The sequence below is a fragment of the Aquimarina sp. AU119 genome (assembly GCF_900312735.1).
GTDB classification, from domain to species: domain Bacteria; phylum Bacteroidota; class Bacteroidia; order Flavobacteriales; family Flavobacteriaceae; genus Aquimarina; species Aquimarina algiphila.
The window spans coordinates 481,387-506,631 of record NZ_OMPF01000013.1; the positions used below are offsets into that span (position 1 = coordinate 481,387).

The following is a 25,245-nucleotide window of genomic DNA, read 5'->3' on the forward strand; positions in this document are numbered from 1 at the left end:
GGAGAAGAATTACAATTAATCAGAATTAAAAAAATGAAAGTAATTAGACTTTTAATGGTATCTATCTTTATTTTTTCTAATCTTTTTGGACAAGATAAAAAACAAAAACTATATGTATTTGTTGGAGAGAAAATAGAGGTTAAAGAATTTAAACCCAAAGTAAAAGAAGGTACTATTTTAATGGACCAAGCATTTAAGGCTAAATATAAAATCCTGAAAAATGTATATGGTGATTTGAAACAAGACTCAATCGAATTTGTAGCTTATGATCACTACGGAATTCCTCCTTTTTCAAAACATAAATATGTCCTTTTATATATAGTTAAAGAAGGTGAAAATCTATATCATTCTAAATATCAATTCTCTGCATTATACAAAACCAAAGAAAATAAATGGGCAGGCATATATTCTAAATATGATTATGGACACTCATTCAATAAAAACACTTCTATTAAACCAGAAAAAATAAACTTCGAACCAATTGTAGAAATTGATTTAAAAGAGTCTTCTAAAGAGACAATTAGTAAATGGTACCCTAAGCCATATTTTTATATAAAAGACAATAAAGCGATTGCAGTTTATGGAAACTATATTAACGAACTCTTTCAACTAAAAAAAGATGGAGTATTAAAAGCGAGAGGTTATTTTAAATAAGTAAAAAACTTGTTGTCTTTTGTGTAATCTTATATTCAAGTTTGTAAATCACTGCCCGAAAAAGGCGTGAACATCGTAATTTACCATGATAGTAAGTTCCTGAGTAAAATTCATATAAATAGTTTTGTTATATACTATTCATAAAAAACATAATGAACGACTCAAAAATTATAGGATTCCCAAAGGTGTATTCAGAATTAGAAACACTGTGCAAAGAAATAGGCTTTACAATGCCATCAGACCCATACATCGGAACACTTTTAAAAACATTAATAACGTCTAAACCTAATGCAAATCTATTAGAATTAGGCACTGGCATAGGTTTATCACTTTCATGGATGATTGCCGGAATGGATGATTCGTCTCGACTCATCACATTAGATAATGATCCCAAACTCATAAAAGTGGCACAAAAATACTTTGAAAAAGAAGAAAAGGTCAGCATTATACTTGCAGATGGAGCAGAATGGATTAAAAACTATAACGGAGAAAAATTTGATCTCATCTTTGCAGATACCTGGCCTGGTAAATTTTATGAACTAGAAGAAACATTAGCATTACTAAAACGAGGTGGGTTTTATATCATTGATGATATGAACACACAACCAGATTGGCCAAAAGGTCATCAACAAAAAGTAAATCTATTGATCGAATCTCTGGAAAATAGAGACGATTTTAATGTAACCAAAATGAATTGGTCTACAGGAATAATAATTGCCACAAAAAAATAGTACATTCGATATCATAAATCATGAAAATTTTAAGTTTGTATAGAATACCATTTTACGACTTGAAATTACGGTACTAAAATCCTGATCAAATGCAACCTGAAATTTTCGAATATCATTTTACCGTTCCAAAATCAGCTATTGATGATATGGATCATGTAAATAATGTTGTATATCTTCAATGGGTGCAAGATGTTGCAAAAAAACATTGGGAATCCAAAACTGACATTAAACTTAGAAATACGTATGTATGGGTTGTGCTTAATCACTTTATCGAATACCACCACCCTGCTTTCGAAAATGACAAAATCATCCTACAAACCTGGATTGATAATCATAGAGGGGTAAAAAGCGAACGTCATACCAAAATCATAAATTCGACTACTCAACAGGTTTTGGTATCAGCAAAGACCAGTTGGTGCTTACTATATAAAGAAACGTTAAGACCTGCTCGCATCACAGATGAAATAAGTACCTTGTTTTTCTAAAAAAAAATAGTTTTATGGAAGCAATTAACATCAAAGAGAAACTATCCAAATTTGACAAACAATGGCACCCTCATCGTATCGCTACGGTAGATGATAATCAGATCTATCTCGCTAAATTATGTGGTGATTTTATTTGGCATAAACACGATGATGAAGATGAGTTATTTCAGGTCGTAAAAGGCACTTTACATATGAAATTTAGAGACAAAACTGTAACTGTAAAGCCAGGAGAAATTATTGTAGTTCCTAAAGGTGTAGAACATTGTCCATCCACAAAAGATAATGAAGAAGTTCATGTATTATTATTCGAGAAACAAAGCACGAAACACACCGGAGATATACAAAGTGAGAGAACAGTGCCTAAGTACATCGAGATATAATTCCAATATTTCAATTTAATAGTTTATTCTTAATATGTATTATGACTATATACACATGGGCATATAACTATTTCTCTATGTCAAAAAAAAAAACAGAAACTAACTTCTAATTACAATTCAAAAAAGAACAGATGAAATCCTTTTTAAAAAATTCTGTATTAGTATGTCTAATGGTTCCTTTTTTTATAAATGCGCAAATTAATAAACCTAGTCTCAGTCCAAAAATAGTTAAAGAATTACAAGTGGGGTTAGCTACTGTAAAACTTGAGTATGGACAGCCAAGTGCAGGAGACAGGCAGATTTTTGGTGGCTTAATTCCATACCAAAAACTTTGGCGTACAGGAGCTAATTCATCTACAAAAATATCAATTGACAGAGATATACAGCTTGCAAAAAAAGATATCCCTGCCGGTTCTTATGGATTATATAGTATCCCGGGAGAAAATGATTGGACTATTATAATTCACAAAAACACAAAGCTATGGGGAGCAGGTAACTATGATCAAACAAATGATTTACTACGTTTCAAAGTACCAGCGCTCAAACTAAAAGATAAAATAGAAACCTTGAGTATTTATTTTGAGAATTTTCATGCTAATGGAGGTGATCTTGTAATTGCATGGGAATATACTAAAGTTGTTATTCCATTATTTGTAAATTCTGATCCTATATTATTTAAAGAAATAGAAGAGAAAATTAATCATTCGACTGGAGAAATTAAAGCTCAGACTTATTTTGATGCAGCACAATTTTATTATCATAAGAACAAAGATTTAGACAAGGCTGCAGAATGGTTTGAAAAAGCCATAGCCATGAAACCAAATGCTTTTTGGTACAAATATTACAGAGCAGAATTGGCATATCACGTAAAAGATTATCAAATTGCTAAAGAAAAAGTAACTACATCATTAAATCAAGCAAAATCAAGCAAGTCTGGGGATTATGGATATATCGCCAAATGCAAATTATTATTAGAAAAAATGAATACTAAAAATTAATCTTGTATTGATTTAACAAATCCGAAACAACATTTTACAAAATTAAAAACTACCTTGATGCATTCATTTTTAGAGACTTAAGTCATGCTGGATAGAAGAAATTTTATTAGAAACACAGGTTTGGTTCTGGCAGGTAGTTTATTTCCTTTAACAGACATATTTGGTAATCCTTCAAAAAAACTAAACGTATGTCTGGTAGGGTTGGGTAATTATAGTTCTACCGTCTTAGCTCCTGCCCTACAGCGTACAAAATATTGTAAACTTACAGGGATTGTAACAGGAACTCCTTCTAAAATTCTGAGGTGGCAAAAAAGATATGGTATTGCCGATAAAAATGTGTACAACTATGAGACCATGCATCGTATAGCAGACAATCCAGATATCGATGTTATTTATATTGTTGTTCCCACGGGATTACATGCTAAGTATGCCATTAGAGCAGCAAACGCAGGAAAACATGTTTGGTGCGAAAAACCTATGGCTAAGACTGAAGTAGAATGTCAAGCAATCATTGATGCTTGTGCTAAGAATAAGGTGAAGCTTTCTATTGGATATCGTATGCAACATGAACCCAATACACGTACGGTAATAGATTGGGCGGCTTCAAAGCCTTACGGAAAAATCAAGACTGTAAGAGCAGAAATAGGATATAATGTAACCAATCCTGCACGCACATGGAGATTAGATTCAGCATTGGGAGGTGGTACAATGTATGACTTGGGAGTATATGCTCTTAATGCTGCTCGATACACGACGGGTGAAGAACCCGTATCCGTCACTGCAAAACAAATGACTACTCGTCCAAAAATTTTCAATGAGACAGATGAAACCACACATTTTACCTTGGAATTTCCTTCTGGAGCCATAGCGCATGGTAAAACCAGTGTTGGTAAATCGATGCATGAGTTATATGTTGATTGCGAAAATGGATGGTATACTCTAGCTCCTTTTTCTATGTATGGAGGAGTGCAAGGCAAAGCAAGTGATGGTAAATTATTAAATATCCATATAGAGAATCAACAAGCTAGACAGATGGATGATGATGCTTTGTCTATTATCAATAATACTCCTGTTATGGTACCAGGAGAAGAAGGTATAAAAGATATTAGAATTGTAGAAGCCATTTATAAGGCAGCAAAAAATAGATCAAAAATTAGTTTATAACGCTACAAAGAATTATCAAAAGACTATATTAAGTAGTGTTTCCATAAACATCCCAAAAACCCTATTTTTGATTTCACTGTAAACCGTGTATTCATAAGGCATTCGTTTTCATACTTTTGGGTATAACATTTCTATAAACATAGTTGTACACCCCAATGAAAAAATCAATATGTATTCTTTACATAAGTATAGTCATACTATGCTTTTCTTGTAGTGATTGGAAACAAATCGGCAATGATATTTACTCAGAAGCTCCTGGGGATTTTGCAGGTATGGCTACTGCCATAAATGATGATGGTTCTATTATCGCAATTGGTTCACCATATAATGATAGTAACGGTATTGGTTCTGGTCATGTCAGGGTATTTCAAAATAAAGAAAATACATGGACAACTATCGGAAAAGACATAAAGGGGTTAAAAACATATGATCATTTTGGAAGTACTTTAGATATAAATGCCAATGGAAACATCTTAGCAATAGGAACTATGCATAGTGATGTCAATGGCGAAAATTCTGGACAGGTAAGAGTTTTTAAATATCATAAAAAAGAATGGATTCAATTGGGTCAAAATCTTAACGGATCAAAAGCTTATGACGAATTTGGATATGACATTAGTCTAAGTCAAGATGGAAAAACACTTGCAATAGGAGCTCCTCATCACGAATCAACCGGCGACATAAGCAGTAGCGTTTCTATTTATACATTAAATACAGTACATAATTCTTGGGAATTACTAGGTGATCGTATTCTAGGGACAACAAAGTCTTTTAAATACACAAACAATACATTTCATGAAAATCAAATCGGAAAATCAATAGCACTTAGCGGCGATGGTCGAACATTAATTCTAAACACAACTGGTAACGGGGAAAGAAGCATTATCACTTACAAATTAATTGATAATCAATGGGTTCGAATAGGAAATGTAATCAAAATGAACCATAACCTCTATAACGAAATTTCTCTAATAGGAGATGTAGTTTCAATAAATGATGATGGGTCAATCATTGCCATTGGATATAAAGACTTTCAAATCTCCAAATCCTCGAATGAAACCAAGCGCGGAAACATTTTACTTATTGGTTGTATACAAGTATTTCGTCTTAATAGTATTGACGAATGGAAACAAGTAGGAAATACTATTTATGGAACGGATTTAGAACGTTTTGGAGGACAACTTATGTTAAATGCTTCAGGTAATCGTTTGGCAGTAACAAGTTATGGAGGAGATACAGCAGAATCAGGAAAAGATGCAAATTTTGTATCAACTTTTGAATTGGCAAACAATAATTGGAAGTTGTACGGAGAGAAAATTGAATTAAAACGAGCATATGAAGAGTTTGATAATTCGATTGCAATAAATAATGATGGTTCTATAATTATTGTAGGCAATAGCGCCATGGATGAGGATAATCTCACCTATGGCGAAGTAAAAATCTTTAAAAATAAATTCAAATGATTAGAATACCAGGCATTATAAAAAAATGGATGGTATTATCAATCACTATGATATTCATTATATCATGTGCCGATATGAATTCTCCATTAAAAGAAAATACTCCCAAATGGAAATCTTTAGGAAATTCTATAACATTATATTCCAAATATAATAATAGCCCTTTTAGAGAAATGAATATTAGTCTTAATGCTAACACTATTGCCATTGCTGATCAATTTAAAGAAATAGACTCTACGGTAGGGCCAAAAAAAATAGCTACATTTAAACTTCGCGATACGATTTGGTCTCCTTTTGGAAATAAAAATAAAGACACTAGTTATTTTACCTATGGACAGAATTATAAAATGAATGGTAATGCCAATCGAATCGTAATAGCAAATCTTGATAATTATGTATTAAAAGTACGAACCTTTGATCTTAAAAATAAAACCTGGGCTCTGGTGAATAACGATAGTAGTCTCGTTAAAAAACCACAAAATGAAGATCTTTATACTGCTGCGCTAAGTGGAGATTGTAACACTTTAGGAGTTTTTCAGGCCCTTAATGCGAATAATAAAGTAAAGCTACAACTCTATTCATGGACGAATCATGGCTGGATCAAGAAAGGCAATAAAATCAATGTTAAAAAGAAAACTATTTACTCGGGTTTCAATTCTTTATTTTGGGATAGTGTAAATATCAATAAAGATGGATCTATTATTACTGTAGCAAATCCTCATGATTATGACAATGGACCTAGCGCCGGAAAAGTAAAGGTTTTTAAGTTCCTTAATAATGACTGGCAACAAGTAGGCAATGATATTGATGGAGAATTTCCGTATCATAATCTAGGAATTTCTGCTCATATTGGTAACGATGGAAAATCAATTACTATATTCTCTCATTCAAGAAAACAGGAATATAACTATTCGTTTTATACGCTAGAAAACAATACTTGGATAAAGCAGGATAACTTTATTCCTGATACTTTTTTCAACAATTATCATTTAGGTCTAAGTAAGGATGGCAAAACATTACTAACTAGTAAAGTTAATTTTAGAGATACCTATAATGATTTATATACACTTTATATATATCGTAAGACTCATAAAGGTTGGAAGATTGTTGGCTACATAGATAAAATTAAGGATAAGTTTAATGAATTTGTTCTAAGCGAGGATGGGACAAAGCTTGCTATTTTGTTTGATGGATATACAAGTGACAAGCACATCAAAGTATATGGCATACCTTAGGTTTATATTTTTTTATATTCAAAAAAACCACTCGAGTATTTGAGTGGTTCTTAGCATCGATAAAAGTTACGGATCCCTTACCTTCCTTATCAATATTTTAATTTACTCTGTTCTAAAATTCCATATCTGACCAATGGTAGCTCCTTGTTTATCATCCTTAACCACAACTCTCCAATAGTATGTAGTATTGGCTGATACAGTCACATCAAATGTTGAAACATTTATGTTTTGTGAAACTAAAACAGGAGGGTTTGTATCTCCAAAATAAAGATCAAAAGTCAAAGGATCATTATCCTCGTCTGTAGCACCCCAATCCAAAGTGATATTGGTTCCTGATACTCGCTCTCCCAATGAAGGACTTAATACTACAGGAGCATTTGGGATAGTATTGACTCCTGCATCGGGCTCTGTAAAAAATGTTTGTATATCAGAATAACCACTATCATTACCCGCACTATCGGTTGCCTTTACTCTCCAAAAATAAGTAGTTCCCTTTTCTAAAGTAAAAGTATTGACTGTCTCTGTAGTAGTGGCTGTGAATAATACAGGAGTAAAGGTATTATCGGCCGCAATATCTATTGTATATTGTATCGAATCACCATCGCCATCTACTACTCTGCTCCAATCAAACTCCAGGTTAAAATTAGTACATACCAAATTGTTGGTAGGAAATACCAAACTGGGTATCGAAGGAACAGTATCTAGTATGGGAGTTACCGTATTATCATCTCCACTACAGGAAAATAGAAATAATGAACTTAATACTACTATATAGAAATTTCTCATTGTTTTACAATTTTAAATGGTTCTGAAACTGATCCTTCAATACGGACAAAATAAATCCCTGCAGATAAACTTTCCATAGGTAAGTTTACTTTACTGTTTATGATACTATACACTCCCGAAGACACCATCATACCCAATGTATTATGAATCATAACATTCATTGTCTCTCCTCCATTTGGAACCGTAAGGATCACATCTCCTTGCGTAGGATTAGGAGTAATTGTAATCTTATCAAACAAATCAACCCTGGCTGATAATTTGCCTTCGCAAGCCAGACTAGAAACTATATCTAATTCATCGCCATGTTGAACCTTAACAGCAAAAGTATTGCTAGTATATTCGCCTACTACCTTATCATTAATCATAGCCATATAAGGCGCAGTACCAGATGCCATTTCAACATTCATGGTATCTAAATCTAAAGTAGTCTTACCAGTTACCACAGCAGCTTCTTCTATGGTCAATTCAAAACACTGCTCACAACCAGTAATCCCATCGATAGTAATACAGAAACTATAAATATCTGGTGTCAAATCAGGAATCACTATACTAGAGGTAAAGTTATATGTCTCATTATTAATGGTAGCAATATAGTTTAATGGCTCAGTAGCACTGATCGAGATGATACCATTATTTTTATCAACACAGGTTTCGCTAGCAGTAGTCAACGTAAAATTGTTCTCTGGTAAATTTACAATCGGACAAGAATCTATGACATTGACGATTCGAGTAACTTGAGCAGCTATTTCACCAGAGGCACTTGTAGCATTATAAGTCACAGAATACATTCCTCGTAAATTTGTATCCACGTCAGAAATATCGATTGTTAGTGCCGCTCCATGCGTTACCTCTGCTCCCAGCTCTGTATACACATCTCCTAATATTATCGTTTGAGGATTATCTCCTATGAGTGTAACCACTGGTGTTGGACATCCTAAACCTCCATCATTGATGATCCAATTATACAACGAACCTGTTAAAGTATCTCTTGCTGCTTCAGCCAAACAAAACGTTGCATCTGCATCTAAAGTTAAACCCGTAGGGATTGTAGTTTCTCCGGCTTCTAAGGTTGCCCAACCGATTAAGGTTTTATCATAATTTTCTGTAGACATTCCGGAACCACTAAAGAAGTTATTTAAAGCATCCACGTTACTTATATCCCAAGCAGAAAGATCTTGATCAAAAGAGCCTGCCCCTTCAAACATATTTCTAATATCAAAACTATTACTGACATCCCAAGAACTTAAGTCTTGATTAAAAGCAGTAGCATCTCTAAACATAGCCGCTAAATAATCCACAGTACCCAGCGTCCAACTTCCTATCGGTTGATTAAAAGATGTAGCACCTTGAAACATTTCTGTAAAATCAAGCACCGTACTCACATTCCAACCCGAAATATTTTGATTAAAAGAAGTAGCGTCTTCAAAAGTACTGTCTGTGTCTTCAAGAACGGTAAATGTCCAACCTCCAATATTTTCATTAAAAATGGTACACTCTTCAAACATACTATTAATGTCGCGAATAGTAGTCAGATCCCAATTTCCTATTTGGTCTTTCAAATCTTCAAAGTTGGTACAGTTCTCAAACATACTGGATAAATCGGTGACTTTTGACAAATCAGGAGTATCATCCGCATTTAGTTTTAAATTAACGCAACCATTAAAGGAATCTCTAAAACTACGCCATTGTATATTTCCCCATTGTTCTATGGTTTGAATTTTAGTTCTTAACGTCCGACCAGCTCTAAAAAACAAAGTAAATCTTGGAAACTCCCCAGTAATTGATACCTTATACGTTCCTGCTGTGGGATACACATGTGATATATCTGTTGTTACATTGGTATCCTTGGTACCATCTCCCCAATCAATATTAAATTTATAATTATAGGCACTATTAGTTCTAATCTCAATCTCATCATTATCTTCTAATAACCACGAAGTGATAAAGGCGTCTGTACAATTTTGACCTCCGTCTGTAATGATCCAATTATACAGCGTGCTTGTTAATGTGTTTCTTGCTTCCTCTGCAAAGCAAAAAGTGGCACTGGCATCTAATGTTACACCTGTAGGAATTTGCGTTTCTCCGGCGTCTAAAGTTGCCCAACCGATTAAGGTAGCATCATAATTGCTAGTAGACATTCCTGAATTATTCAATAAGCCCGATAGACCAAAAGAACTCACATTGCTAATATCCCAATTTCCTAAATTTTGATTAAATGAAACAGCATCCTTAAACATATTTCTTAATAATCTTGCAGACGTTAAATTCCAATTGTTAAGGGGTTGATTAAAAGATGCTGCATTTTGAAATGCTTCAATAGCACTTTTTACTTTGCTAACATCCCAATTATTAATATTTTCATTAAACGCAGAACCTTTGAAAGCTTTTGACAAAAATTCAATAGTACCTACTTCCCAGTTTCCTATTTCACCACCATTATCTATAAACGAAGTAGTATTTTGAAACACGAAAGCCATACTTGTTACGAGCCCTAGGTCCGGGATATCAGTAGCGTTTAACACTAATTTTGAACAGCCAAAGAATGCAGCTTGCATGGAGCTCCACTGTTGTGATCCCCATTGTTCAACTGAAAGAATTTTATCCTTATTTCCAGAGTTATTAAAATAGATCCTTGGAAAATCACCTATAATTCTTACGGTATACGTTCCTGCTGTTGTGTATTCATGGGTAGCATTTCCTGTAAATCCAATTTCAATAGCTCCATCTCCCCAATCTACAGCAAAGTTGTATCCATCTCCTGTGGTAGGTATGGTAATACTTTCATCTACAGTTGTAGTTTGCCAAGTGGTAACAAAAGCGTTTGTAAAATCGCAGTCTTGTCCTTGATCGGTGATGATCCAGTTAAAAGGTCCATTTGTTAATATATCTCTAGCTGAAGTCCCAAAACAATATTTACTATTTCCTCCATCGAATATAATATCCATAGGAATTTGTGTTTCTCCTGTGTCTAATGTTGCCCAACCAATTAGTGTAGCGTCATAACTTGCTTGTGATAATTCTGAACGGTCAAACATTATTTCCATATTGGTCATATTAGAAATATCCCAAGAAGCTAATGAGTAATCAAAAGCGTTTGAATTCCTGAACATAGCCTTAACAGAAATAACACGGCTTACATCCCATTTTCCAATAGGTTGATTAAAAGCTTCTGCATTGGCAAACATTCCTTCCATTCTAACATCTGCATTGTTATTAATAGTCCAGTTAGAAATATCTTGATTGAATAATGAAGTGTTACTAAACATATTCAAAAAATTGGTTACCTTATTAACGTCCCAGTTGCCAATCACTCCGTTGAAAACTGTTGCGCCGGCAAACATAAAGTCCATGCGGCTAACATTGCTTACATCCCAATCGTTAAGATTTGTAGCATTAAAACTGTTACAGTCATTAAACATTCTTCTCATTGACTGAACTTGACTTAAATTAGGTACATCCGTCGCATTGTAAGTTAATTCAGTACACCCTCGGAAAGCATCATCGAACGACTTCCAGACAATACTACCCCATTGATCTATAGATAGAATTTTATCTTTATCATCAGATATCTCAAAATAAATTCTTGGAAAATCTCCTGTGATTTTCACCGTATGTGTACTAGCATTAGCATACTCATGCGTAGCATTTCCTGTAAATCCAGTTTCAATGGTACCATCTCCCCAATCCACGCTATAGTCATATCCAGATCCTGTTGTGGGTATTACAATATTTTCATTATCCGTAGTAGTTTGCCAAGTGGTAATAAAAAAATCTGTTGAAGCACAAGCAACACCATCATCCGTGATACTCCAATTTAATCCGGTAGGATCGGTTAGCGTATTTCTAGCATCAGCTCCGAGACAGTATTGGCTTCCCTCAAAGCTGATACTGATATTAGAAGGTATCGTTTCTCCTGGATCTTGTGTAGCCCAACCGATAAGTGTAGCATCATAATTTGTGGTAGAAAGAGAGCTCTGTGAAAACATGTTGTTCATATTTGAGACCTTGCTTATATCCCAACTCCCCAGGTTTTGATTAAATTGACGACCTCGTAGAAACATACCTCCCATATTTATCGTTCCAGTAACACGTTCTCCGATATTCCAACTAGAAATATTTTGATTGAATGGAGAGATAGCAAACGTACTTATGAAATTGGTAACACTCCCTACATCCCAAGTACTTACATCTCCATTAAAACTAGAAGCAAAAAAAACAAAAGGCATATTGGTGACGTTAGACACATCCCAGTTTGAAAAATCTTCATCTCTAAATGCTTGACACGCTCTAAACGCATTTCGCAAATTAGTTACCCTTGAAAGATCCGGAGCATCTGTTGCTTTTATCCTTAGTTTTTTACAATCGTTGAATGCATTTTCCATACTAGTCCAGGCAATATTTCCCCATTGCTCAACGGTTAGAATTTTGTCGGAATCTGCATTATTATTAAAATAGATTCTAGGGAAATCTCCAGTGATTTTTACGGTATAAATATCAGCTACTGCATACTCATGAGTAGCGTTTCCTGTAAATCCAGTTTCGATAGTGCCATCTCCCCAATCTACTGTATAATTATATCCAGATCCGGTAGTGGGAATGGCAATACTTTCATCTGCGGTTGTAGTTTCCCAGGTAGTAATAAATTCATTCTGAGCAAAACTAGTAGTAAAAAAACTGACAATAAAAAATAATGTAATGTAAAAGTGTTTCATAAGGGGCTTTTAGAAAATAGTTGATCATACATTCTTAAAATAGAGTGCAAAATTAACAGGATTTTAAGGATTGCAAAGAAAATAGGGGTTGCAAAAGGGTTGCAAGATGGTGTTTTTGGGGTTGTAGATATGTCACAAACCCTTGTTTTACAAGGTTTTATATGTTTAAAACACTTTAATCAGTTCTGTGACTACAAAATCTGAGGGCTGAGGCTCTCGAAGTCCGATATGATGAACTCGTAACATATATTCTAGAAGTACATTTAAAAACACCCTTCGACAGGCTCAGGGTTCGTATGCTATATCTCAAAGTTTTTGATAAACTCAATAATATCCTGTTTAGAATCGACTCCTATTTTTTTACGGATTCTGGAACGTGTAGATTTAATAGCTGAAACTGTATTGTTTTGTAGTTTACTAATTTCGGTGGCATTAAGCCCCAAGGTCATTAGACATAACAGCTCTTTTTCCTTTTCTTTTAATTGTGAAAAGTTTTTATCGAGAATCACTTTAAAATCGAGGCTTACTGAATTAAGATAAGAATGTAGATCAGTAGCTGTTCTTTTCGTTGCTTTTTCAGAAAGTAATGAAGCAGAAAGTGAATGCAATGCTGTTTTACGTTCTTGTTCATCTCTTAGTTTGATGATATCTCGTATTTCGCCTAAGGTACTACTTAGTATTTCTTGACGTAGTGAATTTTCAATAACCGCATTTTTTAGTTCTTTTTCTCGGGTTACCAGCGCCAATTCTGCTTTTACTTTTTCTAATTGCTCGCTTTCTAACTCTTTATTTGATAATGCTAATCGATGCTTTGCATTTTTTCGGGTTAACCAAAAAATAATACCTCCCATAATGGTAGCGATTACAAAAAGTAATAGGTACAATTGTTTCTTTGAGGTTTCATTTTCTAATCTTAACTCACTCGCCTGTTTTTCTTTATCAAATTGATAATTCAGTTCTAAAGCTGTAATCCGTTTTGCTTTTTCAATATCATTGATAGAATCATTGTACATTTTGTAGACCTTATAATCTTGTAGTGCCTGCTCGTATTCTTTTAGAGTTTCGTTTAGATTACTTCTACTGTAATACTGCTTTAATAACAATTCTTTATGTTTTAGTTTTTTTGCAACAGCAATGGCACTATCAAGATAAGGAACAGCGCTCTCATATTGCTTTAGCGCATTATATAATACTGCTACATTCAAGTAACTTATACTCAATTCATTTTGATCATTAATATCTCTAGAAATTTCAATATTTTCTTTATATATATCGATCGATTGATCATACTTTTTCTCTTTAAAATATATTGCGGCTAAAGTGCCGTTAGCTTTTGATTTACGAACACTTGAACACGGCATCTCTTTAACAACAGCTATATGATATCTAGCAGAATCCATCTGTTCATTGTTGTAGTATGTGAGTGCTAACATATGACGGGATAATGCTAGATCTTCGACATCTTTCAGTTTTTCCTTAACGATTATCGCTTTTTTTAAGTATTCTTTGGCTTTACTAAACTCCTTTTGACGTCTGTAAAACATACCCAGATTATGTAATGATAATCCAATACCCGCAGAATCCTTTACGCTATAAGTTATATCAAGTGCTTCTAAGTAGTTGCTAAGTGCTTTTTCTACATAACTCTGCTTACTATCTAATATACCGAGATAATTCAGTGCTTCTGCTTTGCGACTTTGAAAGTAATTTCCTTCGTTATCTTTGATAATATTTAAGACATCGTTAATAATGATTCTTGTGGTATCTACATTAGATTTAAGCAATTGTTTTGCCAATTCAATTTTATACCCAATCTTGATCGAATCATTGGTAGTTTTTTCGATTTTATGTTTTAATTCTGTAGTAAGACTATCGTGTGATTGTGAAAAAACAGTGCATGATATTAATAAGATACTTATATATACAAAAGTGGTTTTCAACAGATCGCTTTTTGGAAATTAGATACTCTTTTCCCAAAAATACATCATATTATTTTTATAATCGTAATGAAACTTTTTTGAAAGCCTTATGTACTTCTTAAGATAAAACAGTAACAGTCTATAAAAAATAGTATAAGAGGGGATGGGGTGGCAAAAGGGTTGCAACATTCATTTTACACTGTAGTACTGTATTTTAACACACTGTTACTAAAACCTCTGTACCGTTTATCGCAAAAAGAAAAAACCATTCAAATGCTTGAATGGTTTAATATTCTAAAATATAGCTAAGCAAGATTTTTTTATTTTTTCTTTAAGAGTATTTTAGCATCATTATGGTTACTAAATAACAAATAATATCTTGAATGATGTATAATCTTAAGGGAATCATTATTATCCAATAAAAACATATTTTCTTTTAAATCAATATCCCATGTTTTTTGATCAAAATGCTTTGTTTCTCCTTGCAGACTAATCAGTGCTTTGTTATCACGTGTTAAATGAATCTGCGTATTTTCTTTAAAAGCTGTATTAAACTTTGTTCCTTTCTTCATTGCCTTTACAGTCCAAATACCGTAGATGTCTTTTTTTTCTGTTTTCTCTAATCTTCTAAATACTAACTTCTCTTCTCTGTAGTTTTTTACAATTAATGTATTTTTATGTAATCCCAACACTGTCATCTTATTTCTATATTTTTCGTGTTCTTTGTTTTTAATGTAAATAGTGTCATTCTCATACTTCCAAAAAACAGGATTTCTAAATTTGATGATTATTTTATTATTCGGTAAAAATTCTAATAATGGCGGAAAAATGTGTTCCTGCTCTGCATCTATATCATCAATTTTTGTCAGTTGCCATCTTCCTAACAATTCAGATTCTTGAGCATGAATTGTTATTGAAAGGAGATAGATTAAAAACAGTATTGTTTTTTTCATTATAAATAATGTAAGTTTATTTTAGAAATCAGATTCGTTTTTACATGAAAACTAATGCTCAAAACTAACTAGTTTGTTATTTTATCTGCCCCCCTTAAACCGTGAAATTATTTATTGTAAACTCATATTTATATTTGATAGTGTATAAGGTTTATCTCTTTATTGTTTTATGATTTTAAATGCTTTCCCTTCGTTAATCGTGATCAAATAGATCCCTTGCGGTAATTCCTCCATAGGGACTACTACTTGTCCTGATGTAATCTTATATTCTTTATAAGAAACCTGGACTCCAAGGACATTGTATAAGGATATTCGTATACGATTTACTTCAATATTTGGGATAAAAAGTGTAACATCTCCCTGAGTTGGGTTTGGTGCGATGCTTAGCCTATTGATCAAATTCACTTTAGTTGATAATTCCCCTTCGCAATCTACACTTGAAGAAACCTCTACCTCATCACCATGTTGTACATCGACAATGAAGTTCTTTACTGTATATTCTCCTATTATCTCATTATTGATTTTTACCGTATAGGGTGCAGTACCAGTGGTTACTTCAACATTTACTTTTGCCGTTCTCTCTTCGGTAATTAACTCTGTTTTTCCTGCTAAGTTCTCGGCATCTGCGATCACTACTTCAAAACACTGTTCACAATTCGTAAAACCATTTACTCCAATACAAATCGAATATATACCAGGGGCTAGGTCTTCCACTTCTAAAGATGACGTAAAACTGTAATCTGTACCGTTAATCGTAGTGGTATACTCTAATGCAGTAGCAGCAAGGATATTAATCATCCCATTATTTTTATCGGTACAGGTTTCACCAGATGTAATAATGGTAAAATTATCGGTTGGCAAGCTTACTAACGGACAGTTATCTACTACATTGACTGTTCGGGTCACCTCAACAGCAGCGTTGCCCGAAGCATCGGTAGCGTTGTAGCGAATTGTATAGCTTCCTACAGCATCTACAAAATCGGTGGCATCAATGATCACTGCACTTCCATCATCGGTAGTGGCTCCTAATTCTGTATAACTTGATCCTAAGGCTATCTCTTGTGGGTTATCTCCTGTTAAGGTGATTAAAGGTACATTGGTATCTACTACATCAACGGTTCTGGTTACTTGTACTGCTATATTACCCGATGCATCGGTAGCATCATAGGTAACCGTGTATTGACCTAACAGGTTTGTATTTACAGATGACGCATCGATCAATACGGTACTTCCATCATCCGCAGTAGCTCCTAACTCAGTATATGCCGTACCCAATTCCACAGTCTGTGGATTAGCTCCGGTTAAGGTGATAACAGGAACTATACAATCATCATTAAAACTGGCAATATCATCTTTTTCCCAACTACTTAAATACGCTGCAGTAGGATCATCTACCTGAATACATGTAAGGTTATCGTTATATAGTACAAAGAAATCAGTAATTAAACTATTGTTTCCATTTCTGACATCTAAAGATTCGAGTAGATTTTGATGAACAGCAAGTTCTTCTAATTGCACACATGAGCTAACATCTAAAGAAGTTAAACCATTTTTTCCTGCTTTTAATTTTTTGAGATTAGGGTTATTATCAACCAATAAACTGGTTAAAGAATTAGATCTCAGCTGCACTTCTTCAAGGGCCGTATATCCAGATAAATCTAGTGAAATCAAATCGTTTTCTGCAGCATCCAAAATTCTTAGGCTCGTATTACCGCTTAGGTCTAACGAATTTAAATCGTTGTAATCTACATTTAATGATTCTAGAGCAGCAAAGCCTTCAATTCCTGTTACATCTGAAATATCAAGACTACTTATATCTAAATCAACTACGTTATTTATTTTTTCAGTATACACCTGATTATCATTTGCAATCCCATTCCCCATACTAGATGCATCACCAAGAGCAACTACATTACCGTCGGCATCATGAGTTTCTAAGTAATTTTCAAAATTGGCATCTGCGATATAGGTTAAATCACAATAAATCGCAAAACTCGCCGTAGCATCCATTTGCCAAATATCTGGATATAACTGAACTACTTTATCAGCTTTAATACATGTTAAATCAGGATTTCCTAAAGCATCAAACCAAGTGAAATTATCATTATTTCCGTTCGCAACATTTAGCGAAGTTAATTGGTTATTAGCAACACGTAATTGTACAATGCTTGGGTATGCAGAAATGTCTAACTCTGTAAAATTATTATCATTTAAGATTAACTGTCTTAACAATGGATTGTTAGAAATATTTATAGAATTAATACCTGTATTAGATACGCTTAAATTAGTTAGAGCAGTAAGTTCAGAAATATCTACATCTCCTAAATTAGCATTATCGTCGAGGTATACTTGTTCTAGAAGTACATTATTTGTTAAATCTAAACTTGCTAAGTTGTTATTGGCTAAAGTAATTACACTCAGTTTAGTATTATTACTTAAGTCTATACTTGTTAAATTAGTATTGTTACGGCATCCTAAGAACCACATATCTCTAAAATCTTCGATACCCGTCATATCTGCAACCAATCCATTATGCAGATTAAATCCTTCTGAAACCTCAACTAAGGCAGTATATACATAATCATCAATCACTCCGTTACCAAACCCTTGATTTTCTAAGAAAGTTTCAAAAGCATCATCAGGCACATAGGTTAATCTACAGAATTCTGCATAGCTTGCTGTAGCATCTTTTAACCACCCCGCTATTACTGGAGCAGTTGGATCATCTACCTCGATACAAGTCAAGTCTGGATTACCAGTAACATCTACATTATCTAAATCTGCATTATTTCCACTTCTTAAATTCAAGCCTGCAAGTTGTGCATTTTTACAGGATAAGTTATCGAGTGTGCTCTGTTTTACTAAATCTAAATAGGTAACCGGTGTATCATCGCATTCCAGTCTACTTAAATTGGCATTGTTACTTAGATCGATATTTGCAATATTCGTATCGTTAAAAGACAAATAAAATAAATCGGTAAGATGAGTTACATCCAGCGAACTTAATCCATTACTACCACATTCCAGATTTTCTAGCAATGGATTGTTTTGAATATTTAGTGCAGTAATCCTGGTATTTTCACAATATAAAGATGTCAAATTAGCTTGATTAGTTACATCTATAGTTCCTAAGTTATTGTTCGTAACCGTTAGACTCGTTAAATCATTAGCACTTATATCCAAGTTTGTGAGGCTATTATCTGCTACATCCAAAAATCGTAAAGCAGTATTGGTTGAGATGTCCAAACTGGTAAGACTATTATTTGCTGCAGCTAAGCTTTCTAATACCGTTAATCCTGCAATATTAATACTGGTCAATCCTGTATTCTCCGCAGTTACACTTTCTAATAATGTATTATTGGTTAGGTCTAAACTCGTATCTGTTAATGAGTTTTCGTCAATCCAAAATCGAATTAAACTCACAAAATCTTCTATTCCTGTAAAGTCTTGGATACCTTCATTTCTGGGTGTTAATAATTGAAGAGTTTCAATTTTTGCTGTAGGTACTAGATTGTCGTCAATAATTCCGTTACCCAAGCTGTTTGCACTTCCTAAAGCTACACTTCCTCCAAACTCGTTATGTGTTTCTAAATAAGCTTCAAAATTATCATCCGGGATGGTTGTGAATCGACAATATTCAGCAAAATTTGCAGTAGTATCCTTTTCCCAACTTGATAAATACCCAGCCGTTGGATCATCTACCTCTATACAGGTCAAATTAGGACAACCCGTTACCCTAAATTCAGTAAAGTTGTTATTATTTCCATTTCTTGCATTTAACTCCGCTAGTTCATCGATATCTCTTGCATTAAACTCTACTAAACTTGTATTTTGACTAATATCAATCGAAGTAATATTGGTTTCATCAAAACTTAAATCTTGAAGATTTGATAAGTGACTTACATCATAAGAAGTTAATGGATTTCTAGATAAATTTAAAGTTTCAAGTAATATATTATTTTGAGTATTTAGCGATGCAAATTGATTTAAAGAAGCTAAGATTCTTGTTAAGTTCACATTAACACTAAGATCGATACTACTTAATGTTGTTTCATGAATTTGTAAATCCTCTAATAAAAGATTATTACTAACATCTAATCCGGATAGATCATTCGAGGAAAGAATTAATGTTTTTAAAGCTGTATTTGTAGAAATATCAACTGTAGTAATATCATTACGAGGAATATCCAAATGCTCTAAGGCAGTTAATCCTGTTACATTAATACTTGTTAAGCCCATATCTCCTCCATCTATTCTTGATAAATTGGTATTGTTGGTAAGATCTAAATTAGTATCAGTTAATGTATTATTAAACATAAATAATGTTTGTAAAGCTGAAAAATCCTCTAGACCTGTGATATCCGTAACTCCCTGAAAAGCAATAAATAGACTCATTACATTTTCAATATTAGCAGTCTTCACATAATTATCATTTGCAATTCCGTTACCCATACTGGTTGGATTTCCTACAGAAACAAAATTATTATCAGCGTCATGCGTTTCTAAATAGTTCTCGAAATTATCATCTGGCACATAAGTCCAGTTACAATCATCACTAAAACTAGCTGTAGCATCTTTTTCCCAGCTGCTACTACTTAAATAACTAGCAGTTGGATCATCAACTTGTATACATACTAAATTCGGATTTCCAGTAGCATAGACTTCCATCCCACTATTATTATTTCCATTTTTAAAGTTTAATGAGGTGAGCTGACCATTTTGGCATTCTACATATTCAATATCTGGACTTCTGCTAAAATCCAAAGTACTAATTGCAGTATTGTTTGTATAAAGTTCTACCAGGCTAATTTGATTCGTAATATCTAAAACAGATAATGATGTGTTGCTTACATCGATATCTTCAAGATTAGCGTTATTAGTTATATCTAATGCTGTAAGTGTTGGTGTATCTTCTATAGAAAAACTATCAAGATTAGTAAGTAAACCTATATCAATGGTTGTAAATTGATTTCCTCCACATCGTAATGTTTCTATTAGCGTATTATTTGATACATCTAGAGTGGATAGTGAATTATCATCTACATATAAACTTCTTAAATTGATATTATTAGAAATATTTAAGGTATTTATTGAATTTTCTCTTATTCTAAAATCAATTAATGCAGCATTTGCGCTTAAATCTATGTTGCTAAAATTATTATCATCTAAATTTAAGGTATGTAATGCTACATTAGAACTTACATCTATCATTGATAAATTGTTATCTCTAGCTCTTACTATTTCTAATGAAGTTAATCCTGAAATATTTAAACTGGTAAGTCCCATGGACTGGCAGCTTACTTCAATTAGTTTTGTATTTCCTGTAAGATCTAAGTTGGAAATTGTATTGCTATTTGTATACAATCTTTCTACATTTGCGAAACCTTCCAACCCTGTAAATTCAGTAATTCCTTGATTACTAAGATCCAAAACAGTGTCATTTTGTATTCTTTCTGTTCCTACGTAATTATCATCGGCAATACCATTACCTAAACTAGTTGGGTCACCAACAGGCACTACTGTACCAAATTCGTTATGTGTTTCTAAATAATTTTCGAAATTATCATCAGGTACATAGGTTTCTGAACAAAACAGTTTATATTCAGTTTGAACATCTTTTCTGGTAAATGTTGTATTAGCATATGTTACATCATCTACTGATACACATGTTAATCCTGGATTATTGCGAATGTCAAAATCGCTAGGGTTTAAATTTGCATTATTCCCGTTTCTGATATTGAGATAAGTTAATGCATTGTATGTGCAAGATAAATCTTCTAGAACTGTGTTTTTTGAAACATCTAAACTCGTAATTTGGTTATCTTCTATAAACAGTTCGACCAGTTTTACATTTTTACTTAGATCCAAGCTTGTAAGCGAGTTCTCATAGGCTTGTAGTTCTAACAGTTCTGGATTTTGAGTTACATCTAAAACGGTAAGACCTGTATCCACACAATCCAGGTCTTCTAATAGTAGGTTTTTTGTTACATCTAGACTCCCTAAGGGGTTGCTATAACAAGATAATTTTTTTAACGCAGTATTATTGGAAACGTCTAAACTGTTAATTAGGTTGTTACTACAGCCCAAAGTTTCTAAAAGTGTATTTTGTGATACATCCAAACTTGTAATTTGGTTTCGACTACAACTTACAGAAGTTAGTGCAGTATTTGTAGAAAGGTCTAAACTAGTAAGATTGTTTTTGCCTATATCTATGGTAAGTAATGCTACGTTTTGAGAAAGGTCTATATCAGATAATGGGTTTTCAAAACATCTAAAATTTTCTAATGCTATAAAACCTTCAATTCCTGTGGCATCACTAACCGTTAACCTAGAAATATCCAAATCAGTAACATTTTCTATCCTAGATGTATATACCGTATTATCATTGGCAATTCCATTCCCCATGCTCGTGGCATCACCAACAGAAACTACATTTCCATCAGCATCATGCGTTTCTAAATAATTTTCAAAATTATTATCTGGAACAAAAGTTTCCTGTGCAACTATGACATAACCAAATAACAAGAAAAAAGTTAGGAGTAGTTTTCTTTTCATATAAGGGGCTTTTACGTTTATAGCAATTAAAACCTACATTCATTTTGCAGCTCTTAAATTTTGGGCAATGATACTATAATTATTTAATTTTAAGATAATTTTAACAGTGGCAAAAAGTGGCAAACCCTTGTTTTTAAGCAAATATACGTGGGGATACGTATATGATGATCAAGGATGATTAATCTACTCTATCACCATTTTTTTGGTATCAATTTTTCGACTACCCACATATAAGGTATAGAAATATGTTCCTGCAGCTAACCCTTCACTATTAATATGAAGTTCACCGTCTCCATTGTCCTTAATGGCAACTGTAGACACCAATTGTCCTATTGAGTTGCTAAATACAACTGAAGCATTGTTGATACCGTCTGGTAAATAATACTTAATCGAGGTAGTGCCATTAAAAGGATTAGGAATGTTTTGATACAATATAGGAGAGTTTCCTTTATTAATACTACTATTCGTATCACAGGCGCAACTCTCTAAAGCTTCTATTCTATTTATTAAGTCATTAATTTGAGATCTTTGTTCATCAATCTCTGCTTGTTGTGTACTGTTTTCCTCTTCTAAATCCGAAATCTCATTTTGTGCATCAATAAGATTGGTTTCCAGCGAAGAAACTATAGGAGCTAAATCCACAGTAACCGAGGCTCCGTTTTCTATTTCGATCGTAAGATTAGTATCATTTAGGGTAGCCAATGTTAAATCCTGTTGATCAGAATTTACATAGGTCGAAAGGTCTATGGTATTTCCACCAGAGATACTTAAGTTATTATTAGTAAGCGTTAAGGTTTGACTATCGGTATTATCTAAATACGATGAAAGGTCTACCGCGGTGTTATCATTCGTCAGACTCAATGTATTTCCAGATAAATCTAAATCCTGTGCATCAGTATTATCCAAGTATCTGGATAAGTCTACTGAAGATGCATCATTGGTTAAGCTAAGCGTGTTTGAAGACAAACTTAAATCTTGATTATCGGTATTATCCAGGTATCCTGAAAGGTCAACCGAAGTAGCATTACCAGTTATACTTAATGTGTTTGATGCTAATGAAAGCTCTTGGTTATCAATTTGTGTAGACCAGGTTAATGCACCCGCACTATCAGTAGTCAGCACTTGATTAGCAGTACCATCTACAATAGGAAATTCGTAAGCTCCAGCAATATTAAGGCTATTCGCAATTTGCATTTTTCCTTCTGTACTTATTGCGGCTACGGGTGGAGCACTGGGAGTACCCCATGTCCAACCACTAGCAGTATTTGTACTCATAGAGGTTTTAATACTTGCTCTTGTAACGGGTCCATAATTATAATTAGCACCAAAACCATATGAAATTTTATATGTACTACGACCGTTAAATTCTATTCCATTATCTTCTCCAGGATCAAAACGTATTACATTATCTCCCATATTAAGCATAGTGGTAGCCGTGTGATCTCCTAAATTATCTGCAATAGCAGCCGACCACTCAGTACCGTTCCAAGTATATAATAACTTTTCATCCGTATCATATACTAATAAACCAGCTTCTGATTCTCTAATCCCCCTAGATGATGGCTGTGTTGGAAATCTTGGTTCTAGTGCCGTTCGTTGTACGGTTGTCATTCTATTTACGAATAACCCTTTATTGGTTCCTGTTAAGTCTAAGGATGCATATGTATTAGGAGTATCGGTACCGATTCCAACTTGCACGGGATTGGCAGCCCCGCCTAGTATCATAGTGTTATCATTTGCTGCTGTTGCTCCACTTCCTATAGCAATAGCATTATTACCGCTCACAACTGCATTATATCCTATTGCAATATTTTTTGTAGCATCTGGGTCTCCATCAGTATTATCAATCAGATCATTAGAAGCAGCCCCAGTTCCAATTACAATAGCACCATTGTTTTGCGCTACTGCATTGGCCCCAATCGCAATAGCTTCGGAATTATCTACATCTACAGATCGGCCAATACCAATCGCATTGGATTGTGCAATATTAGCTTGATATCCTATCCCTACAGAATAATCAGAATTATCGGTAGTACCAAATTGATATCCCATTCCTATCGCTCCAACTGCATTTTGCATGTCTCCTTGATTACCGATTCCAATGGCATATTGTCCTTCATTATAGGAATAATATCCCATGGTAATCACATCATTTTGGGCAGCAATGGCTTGAGACCCAAAAAATGTGGTTCTGTATCTTCTTGTATCCCCACCAAAATACGTATATCCTTCTCCACCAGCAGTAGTTCTTTGGGCTCTTCCATAGCCAGAAAAAGCTCCGAATCCAGCATTATCCTGTCCTTCTCGATTAGAAGCTCCTGACAAATACCCCACATATGTATTTCTATTTGCATCTGTGGTATTATTGGTTCTATTATTATCCCAACCCGCCATAGCACCTATAAATGTATTGAAATCGGCTTCTTCTGTCGCCACTCCAGCCGCAGCTCCAATCATCGTATTATAAATCCCATTGCCTATATCAACTCCTGATGAATCTCCTACAGCCGTATTATGATGTCCTTCTCTTAAATCTTCCAGAGATACATTACCAACTCCTGTGTTTTTGTATCCGGTTCCTTCTCTGAATGAGTCTCCAGAACCCGCTCGATGTCCAATGAATGTATTTTCGTAACCTGTTGTAAAATCAAACCCGGCATCTTCACCTATAAATACATTTTCATATCCTGTAGTATTGTTTTGCCCTGATTCTTCTCCTACAAACGTATTGTCATAGCCTGTGGTATTATCCTCTCCAGATTCTGTTCCAATAAAAGTATTGTCACTACCATTAAAAGAACTACTAGCACTTCTATTTGTTACAGCGCCTGCTTCAAAGCCAATAAAAACATTATCATCTCCATTTACATTATCATGTCCGGCATAATACCCAATAAATGTATTTTGACTAGTTGTATTATTCTTTCCTGCTCCAAAACCAACAAAGGTGGTCTGACTACCACTATTTAGTGCAGTTCCTGTACTATCTCCATACATGGTATTATAATCTCCGGTTGTAATGCTTACACCAGATCCGGTTCCTAAGGTTTCGTTTAAGGTTTGTGCTTGTACAAAAATGCTACCTAAAAAGAACAAGGTAGCAATACTCCATAGTAATTTTATTTTCATATAAGGGGCTTTTACATTTATAGTAGTCTAAAAACCAAAAAACTATGTGATTTTTAAACTGCCACAAATATAAAAAGCAATTCT

Annotated in this window: 14 protein-coding genes; 8 read left to right on the top strand and 6 right to left on the bottom strand. The window is 33.8% G+C overall.

What is annotated here, in order from left to right; all coding sequences use genetic code 11:
- The first annotated feature begins 33 nt into the window (after nucleotides 1–33).
- The 8 genes from DK442_RS10630 (at nucleotide 34) to DK442_RS10665 (ending at nucleotide 7,107) form a co-directional block, all read left to right on the top strand.
- Nucleotides 34–654, top strand: a complete 621-nt coding sequence (locus DK442_RS10630; RefSeq protein WP_109435841.1) for a hypothetical protein — start codon at nucleotides 34–36, stop codon at nucleotides 652–654.
- Nucleotides 655–806: 152 nt separating this feature from the next.
- Nucleotides 807–1,385, top strand: coding sequence for an O-methyltransferase (locus DK442_RS10635; protein WP_109435842.1), 579 nt, complete (start codon nucleotides 807–809; stop codon nucleotides 1,383–1,385).
- Nucleotides 1,386–1,474: 89 nt separating this feature from the next.
- On the top strand, nucleotides 1,475–1,870 hold the full coding sequence (locus DK442_RS10640) for a thioesterase family protein (protein WP_109435843.1): 396 nt from the start codon (nucleotides 1,475–1,477) through the stop codon (nucleotides 1,868–1,870).
- Between the two features lie 14 nt (nucleotides 1,871–1,884).
- Complete coding sequence (locus DK442_RS10645; protein WP_109435844.1) at nucleotides 1,885–2,250, top strand: cupin domain-containing protein; 366 nt, start codon at nucleotides 1,885–1,887, stop codon at nucleotides 2,248–2,250.
- Between the two features lie 131 nt (nucleotides 2,251–2,381).
- Nucleotides 2,382–3,248, top strand: coding sequence for a DUF2911 domain-containing protein (locus tag DK442_RS10650; protein WP_109435845.1), 867 nt, complete (start codon nucleotides 2,382–2,384; stop codon nucleotides 3,246–3,248).
- Between the two features lie 84 nt (nucleotides 3,249–3,332).
- The gene (locus tag DK442_RS10655; protein WP_109435846.1) at nucleotides 3,333–4,412 is read left to right on the top strand and encodes a Gfo/Idh/MocA family protein; all 1,080 of its coding nucleotides are present in this window, start codon (nucleotides 3,333–3,335) and stop codon (nucleotides 4,410–4,412) included.
- Nucleotides 4,413–4,567: 155 nt separating this feature from the next.
- Entirely contained in the window at nucleotides 4,568–5,875 is a 1,308-nt protein-coding gene (locus tag DK442_RS10660) for a hypothetical protein (RefSeq protein WP_109435847.1), read from the top strand.
- Nucleotides 5,872–7,107 carry a hypothetical protein gene (locus DK442_RS10665; RefSeq protein ID WP_109435848.1) on the top strand — a complete coding sequence of 412 codons (1,236 nt, stop codon included), beginning with the start codon at nucleotides 5,872–5,874 and terminating at the stop codon, nucleotides 7,105–7,107. The genes DK442_RS10660 and DK442_RS10665 overlap by 4 nt, the downstream gene beginning before the upstream one ends.
- 102 nt (nucleotides 7,108–7,209) lie before the next feature.
- Here the strand turns inward: DK442_RS10665 and DK442_RS10670 are convergent, their stop codons facing one another.
- From DK442_RS10670 to DK442_RS10695, 6 genes are all read right to left on the bottom strand, one after another.
- Nucleotides 7,210–7,893 (bottom strand): hypothetical protein, encoded by a 684-nt coding sequence (locus DK442_RS10670; protein WP_109435849.1) that lies wholly within the window; start codon nucleotides 7,891–7,893, stop codon nucleotides 7,210–7,212.
- On the bottom strand, nucleotides 7,890–12,605 hold the full coding sequence (locus DK442_RS10675; RefSeq protein WP_109435850.1) for a BspA family leucine-rich repeat surface protein: 4,716 nt from the start codon (nucleotides 12,603–12,605) through the stop codon (nucleotides 7,890–7,892). Before DK442_RS10675 ends, DK442_RS10670 begins: the two co-directional genes overlap by 4 nt.
- A gap of 299 nt (nucleotides 12,606–12,904) precedes the next feature.
- Nucleotides 12,905–14,545 carry a tetratricopeptide repeat protein gene (locus DK442_RS10680; RefSeq protein ID WP_109435851.1) on the bottom strand — a complete coding sequence of 547 codons (1,641 nt, stop codon included), beginning with the start codon at nucleotides 14,543–14,545 and terminating at the stop codon, nucleotides 12,905–12,907.
- Between the two features lie 299 nt (nucleotides 14,546–14,844).
- Nucleotides 14,845–15,477, bottom strand: coding sequence for a hypothetical protein (locus DK442_RS10685; RefSeq protein ID WP_109435852.1), 633 nt, complete (start codon nucleotides 15,475–15,477; stop codon nucleotides 14,845–14,847).
- A gap of 159 nt (nucleotides 15,478–15,636) precedes the next feature.
- Complete coding sequence (locus tag DK442_RS10690) at nucleotides 15,637–22,032, bottom strand: immunoglobulin-like domain-containing protein (protein ID WP_109435853.1); 6,396 nt, start codon at nucleotides 22,030–22,032, stop codon at nucleotides 15,637–15,639.
- A 183-nt stretch (nucleotides 22,033–22,215) separates the two neighbouring features.
- Nucleotides 22,216–25,161 carry a T9SS type A sorting domain-containing protein gene (locus tag DK442_RS10695; protein ID WP_109435854.1) on the bottom strand — a complete coding sequence of 982 codons (2,946 nt, stop codon included), beginning with the start codon at nucleotides 25,159–25,161 and terminating at the stop codon, nucleotides 22,216–22,218.
- Between the last annotated feature and the right edge of the window lie 84 nt (nucleotides 25,162–25,245).